Origin of the sequence: Clavibacter sp. MX14-G9D (assembly GCF_032917815.1) — a bacterium.
Classification (GTDB): Bacteria; Actinomycetota; Actinomycetes; order Actinomycetales; family Microbacteriaceae; genus Clavibacter; species Clavibacter michiganensis_K.
In genome coordinates this window covers 1-4,690 of sequence record NZ_JAVCVL010000202.1, presented here as the reverse complement: position 1 = coordinate 4,690, position 4,690 = coordinate 1, and the positions used below count along the sequence as shown (strand labels likewise).

The 4,690-nt window shown below is 71.3% G+C and carries 5 protein-coding genes and 1 pseudogene; 3 read left to right on the top strand and 3 right to left on the bottom strand.

All coding sequences use genetic code 11. The features are described from left to right. A pseudogene (locus Q6969_RS13010) lies at positions 1-236 on the top strand (hypothetical protein); the annotation flags it as partial. A gap of 41 nt (positions 237-277) precedes the next feature. Here Q6969_RS13010 and Q6969_RS13005 read toward each other — a convergent pair. Further along, positions 278-1,579, bottom strand: coding sequence for an ATP-dependent RecD-like DNA helicase (locus tag Q6969_RS13005; protein WP_094116810.1), 1,302 nt, complete (start codon positions 1,577-1,579; stop codon positions 278-280). Positions 1,580-1,711: 132 nt separating this feature from the next. Between Q6969_RS13005 and Q6969_RS13000 the strand changes: the two genes are divergently transcribed. After that, positions 1,712-2,731, top strand: a complete 1,020-nt coding sequence (locus Q6969_RS13000) for a hypothetical protein (protein ID WP_317230812.1) — start codon at positions 1,712-1,714, stop codon at positions 2,729-2,731. A gap of 144 nt (positions 2,732-2,875) precedes the next feature. Beyond that, on the top strand, positions 2,876-3,301 hold the full coding sequence (locus Q6969_RS12995; RefSeq protein ID WP_317230811.1) for a VOC family protein: 426 nt from the start codon (positions 2,876-2,878) through the stop codon (positions 3,299-3,301). 73 nt (positions 3,302-3,374) lie between these two features. Here Q6969_RS12995 and Q6969_RS12990 read toward each other — a convergent pair whose 3' ends face one another. Both Q6969_RS12990 and Q6969_RS12985 read right to left on the bottom strand, forming a co-directional pair. Next, positions 3,375-3,512 carry a hypothetical protein gene (locus Q6969_RS12990; protein ID WP_317230810.1) on the bottom strand — a complete coding sequence of 46 codons (138 nt, stop codon included), beginning with the start codon at positions 3,510-3,512 and terminating at the stop codon, positions 3,375-3,377. Positions 3,513-4,304: 792 nt separating this feature from the next. Continuing rightward, on the bottom strand, positions 4,305-4,690 hold a 386-nt coding region (locus Q6969_RS12985; protein ID WP_317230809.1), incomplete at its 5' end, for an ABC transporter ATP-binding protein.

The window sequence follows — 4,690 nt, the reverse complement described above, 5'->3', positions numbered from 1 at the left end:
CCACGCCGTCGGCTGCCCCCGCGACCAGCGCCGCCGCCGCGACGAGCGGCACCGCCGCGGACCCCGAGCGCACCGGCGGCCGCTACCTCGTGGGCGTGCTCGTCGGCGCGTTCGTCGTCGCCGGCCTCGTCACGCCGGCCCTCTCGCTCACCCGCGCCGGCGAGTTCGCCGTGCCCCACGGCCAGCACAGCACCGTCGACCTCGACGGCATCCAGGACGAGCACTCCGACCACTGACGCGTCGTCGTCCCCCGGGACCCGACCGCCGGCTCGCCGCGTCAGCTCGCGGGCGCGACCTGCGGCGTCACGCGGATCCGCGTCGCCTCGCTCATGAAGCGCCGCACGTTCTCGTCCACGATGATGTCGCCCGGCCGTAGCGGCCGGGTGAGGAACAGGCCGTCGATGTCGGTGATCCGGCTGAGCGCCACGTAGGTCTGCCCCGGGCTGAAGACGCGCGACCCCAGGTCGACGATGGCCCGCTCGTACGTCTTGCCCTGCGACTTGTGGATGGTGACCGCCCACGCCAGCCGGAGCGGGAACTGCGTGAAGTCCGCCACGACGTCGCGCCGCAGCTGCTTCGTGGTGGGCGAGTACGAGTACTTGTGCTTCTCCCACGTGACCGGCTCGACCTCGTGCACGACCCCGTCGAGCTCGACGTACACGTTGGTGTCGATGCGCGTGACGACCCCGACGGATCCGTTCACCCACCGCTGGTCGGCGTCGTTGCGGAGGAACATGACCTGCGCGCCGATCTTCAGGTCGAGCTTCTCGTCGGCCGGGTAGGTGCGGCCGCCGAAGTCGCCCGTCACGTCCGCGGTCGCGGTGAGGGAGCGACCGGGCAGCCGCTTCAGGGCCTCGGCGTTGATGCGGTTCACGGTGTCGTTGCGCGTCGCCAGCGTGATGGCGCCGTCGGTCGGCGCCGGGCGCGCACCGGCCGCGTTGAGCACGCCGGCGATCTCGGCGGTCACCCGCCCGTGGCGCACGGCGTTCAGCATCTCCTTGAACGCCTCCTCGTGCTGGCGGTGGATCTCGGTGAGCTCGTAGATCCGCAGCTGCGCCTCCTCCCACACCTTCGCGTCGAAGAACCACATGGAGCGGTAGCGGTCGGCGAAGTACGCGCGCTCGTCGCCGTCGCCCGGCACCGGGGCCAGCTGGTACGGGTCGCCGAACAGCACCACCTGCACGCCGCCGAACGGCACGTCCTTCTTGTGCCGGGCCTGGCGGAGGCTCCGGTCGATGGCGTCCACGAGGTCGGCGTTCACCATGGAGACCTCGTCGATGACGAGCGTGTCGATGGTGTTGAGGAGCTTCCGCAGCTCGCCCGTCTGCTCGATCTCCTCGTCGGCGATGACGCCGATGGGCAGCTTGAACAGGGAGTGGATGGTCTGCCCGCCCACGTTGAGCGCCGCGACGCCCGTGGGCGCGCAGATGACGATCTGCTTCTCGGTGTTCCAGGACAGGTGCGTGAGGAGAGTCGACTTGCCCGTGCCGGCGCGGCCCGTGACGAAGATGTGGTCGCGCGTGCCCTCGATGGCCTGGAAGACGGCGGCCTGCTCCGGGGAGAGGGGGACCGTGCTCACGCGGGGCTCCTGGCGGGTCGGGGACGGGAGGTGCGCGGATCCACGGCTGCGGGCAGCGCGCGGATGCGCACTCGAATCTACCCCGGCGTCCGCCCGGGGAGGCGTCGATCCCCCGCCCGTAGGATGATCCGCATGCCGAGCCCCGCCGTCGACGCGCGCGGGGAGCTGCGCCGGGCCGTCGTCGTGTGGTCCCTGCTCACGGCGCTCCTGGTGGGGGCGTTCCTCGGCACGGTGGCCTCGCTCAACCAGGGCACCTTCAGCGCCCACGGCTTCGTGCGCTCCTACCTCGACGCGCTCGCCCGCGGGGACAGCCGCGACGCGCTGGCGACGCCGGGCGTCGTCCTCCCGGACACGGGCAGCCGCGCGCTGCTCGACGCCCGCGCGCTGCCCGGCCTCGACGACGTCGAGCTCGTCGCGGACGAGCCCGTGGACGGCGGCGAGCGCACGGTCACGTATGCGTACACGCTGCCGTCCGGGCCCGGATCCACGACGTTCCGCGTGCGCGAGCTGCCCGCCGCCCTCGGGCTCTTCGCGCGGTGGGAGTTCGCGACGAGCCCCGTGGCCGCGATCGACCTCGAGCTCCGCCACGCGTCGACGTTCACGGCCAACGGCCTGCCCGTCCAGGCGGAGGCCGGCGGGGAGGCGGCCGCGGGCGCGGGATCCACGTACCTCGTGCTCGCCCCCGGCGCGCTCGCCCTCGACCACGCGTCCCGCTACCTCGAGGCGGAGGAGGTCGACGTCGCCATCACGGAGCCCGGCGGCGTCGTGCCCGCGCGCGTGGACGCGGAGCCCACGGACGAGCTCGTGGAGTCGGTGCGCACCGAGGTCGAGGCGTACCTCACCGAGTGCACGACGCAGTCCGTCCTGTACCCGTCGGGCTGCCCGTTCGGGAAGTCCATCCGCGACCGGATCACCGCGCCGCCCGTGTGGAGCATGACGGCGATGCCCGAGATCGCCCTGCAGCCCGCGAGCGACGACCCGGCCGACCTCGACTGGGTCGTGCCGTCCACCGTCGGCACCGCGCACATCGACGTGCCCGTCCGCTCCCTCTACGACGGGAGCGTGGAGGACCTCGACGAGGACGTCCCGTTCAGCGTCAGCTGGCGGGTGAGCGTCGACGACGACGCGGGGATCCGGATCCAGGGCCTCTAGGCGCGGCCGCCGCACCCGCGACCCGCGGACCGTCGGCGGCACCCTCACGTCGCGTCACGGTGCGGTGCGGGGCCGGCCGGGCCAGGATCGGGTCCCACCAGGGTCCGCGCGACCGCGCGGATCCGTCACCCGAGGAGCGTCGCCATGTCCGCGATCATGAACCCCTACCTGTCCTTCCGCGACCAGGCCGCCGAGGCGCTCGGCTTCTACCAGGGGATCTTCGGGGGCGACGTGGAGACGACGACGTTCGGCGACGGCGGCATGAGCACGGACCCCGCCGAGGTCGACAAGGTCATGCACGGCCAGCTGACCTCGGGCACGGGCTTCGTGCTCATGGCGTCGGACACCCCCGCGACGATGGGCGTGCCGAGCGGATCCGCGATCACGCTCTCCCTCTCCGGCGACGACGAGCCGGTGCTGCGCGGCTGGTGGGACGCCCTGACGGCCGACGGCACGGTCGTCCTCCCGCTCGAGGTGGCGCCGTGGGGCGACCAGTTCGGCATGTGCACCGACCGCTACGGCATCGACTGGATGGTGTCGATCGCGCAGCAGGTGCCCGCGGCGGCCTGACCCCCGCGGCCATCTGCTTGCCCTGCCTCTCCGACACCCGCCAATCGAGGCCCTGATCGATGGGCCGCGGGAATCAGCGGCCGCGGCGTCTCAGCCGCTTCACCGCAGCGATGACGGCCACCACCACCGCCGCGATGATCAGGGCGGTGACGACGAGATGCACGGGGTACATCGATTCGACCATCCACCGTGCCGCTCGGATCCGCAGCATGCGCCACTCCGATTCCACTCCCACCGATGAGTCCGTGCACACGAACGTGCTCCGTGGCCGTGATGCTCGTCACAGCTGCTGACCCAGACGCCCTCCATCGCGCCGACCGATGCCCCGTGATATTGGACGGATCGTCCGAGAAGTCCATGGTCTGGGAACCGCCCACCGTGCCCGAACCACCAGCACCGGAGTTGAACCGGTGGAAGGAATTCGTGGAGGCCGGAGTCGCGATCGGCGTTCTCGCCGAGGTTGCGGCATGGGAATGATGAACGTCGGCGACATCCTGCGCCGTGTGAGCCGGCGTTGTCGAGGAGATGGGATCCGCGTACATGCGGATGAACTCCGCGTCAGAGCTCGACAGGCGCTCACCCACGCCGTACTCCGAGTCGATGACCGCTTGGCGGGACAGCACTTGCGCGTGCGAAAGCGAAGCATCTTCCGTGAACCTCGCCTGCTCAGGAGCCCGGTCGACGATCGCACGGACGTCTGTTCGCAACGGCGCGGAGGCCGCCGTGGCATCTACAGCACTTCCCGTCGGCTGCAGGGAGGAGCAGCCGGTCAGTGTCGATGCTCCGACGATCGAGGTGGCCACGATGAGGGAGATCCTTTGCACTGCTGCACTCCTTGTACGGATGACAATGCAGACGGTCTGCTCTGACCAGAGCCCGCATCACGAAGGAAGCCAGTGCTCCTGGGCGATCCGGGGGCAGAAGGCGAACAGGAGGCCTCGGCGCCACCTCTTCTCATCCACCGTCCGGGAGCCTCCCGAAGCCGGGCTGCACTCGTCGGGGGTCAGGCCCAGCGGCCGCCGCGCGGGACGATGAGCGGCGTGTGCGAGACCGGGTCGTCGATCACGAGGCAGGGCAGCCCGAAGACCTCCTCGACCAGCTCGGCGGTCACGATGTCGCGCGGCGCCCCGGCGGCGATGACGCGGCCGTCCTTCATCACGATGAGGTGGTCGGCGTAGCGGGCGGCGTGGTTGAGGTCGTGCAGCACGGCGACGATGGTGCTGCCGTCGCGGTGCAGGTCGGCGAGGAGGTCGAGCAGCTCGATCTGGTGCGCGATGTCGAGGAACGTCGTCGGCTCGTCGAGCAGCAGCACGGGCGTCTGCTGGGCGAGCGCCATCGCGACCCAGACCCGCTGGCGCTGGCCGCCGGAGAGCTCGTCGACGTGGCGGG